Raw genomic sequence first — 347 nt, 5'->3', positions numbered from 1 at the left:
GCAACTGCTCAGGATGAAGGCCGGGTAGCGGGCGCAGGGCGAATTCCAGCGAACACTGGCCGCAGAGGCGGTTGGGATTGTCGCCACCGTGGATGCAGCCGAGGTTGAGGGTCGGCTGGGGCACGCTGAACTGCGGGTTGTTGCATTCGCGCTGCCATTGGGCGCGCAGGCCGCGCAGCTCGCCCATCACATCCTGCATGGCTTCCAGCGAACTATGGCCGAGGCTGGGGTCGGAAGAGTGACCGCTGCGGCCGAGAATATCGATACGCTCCATCATCACACCCTTGTGCAGGCGGATGGGTTTGAGGCCGGTCGGCTCGCCGATCACCGCCGCACGACCAAGCGGC

1 protein-coding gene is annotated in these 347 nt (G+C 65.7%); it reads right to left on the bottom strand.

Going from position 1 to position 347, the window contains the following annotated elements; genetic code table 11:
- On the bottom strand, positions 1 to 347 hold a 347-nt coding region (locus GYB81_RS23530; protein WP_161897978.1), incomplete at both ends, for a peptidase dimerization domain-containing protein.

The organism is Pseudomonas yangonensis, from assembly GCF_009932725.1.
GTDB lineage: Bacteria > Pseudomonadota > Gammaproteobacteria > Pseudomonadales > Pseudomonadaceae > Aquipseudomonas > Aquipseudomonas yangonensis.
The sequence above is the reverse complement of the archived record's forward strand: the minus strand, read 5'-3'. Positions and strand labels throughout refer to the sequence as shown.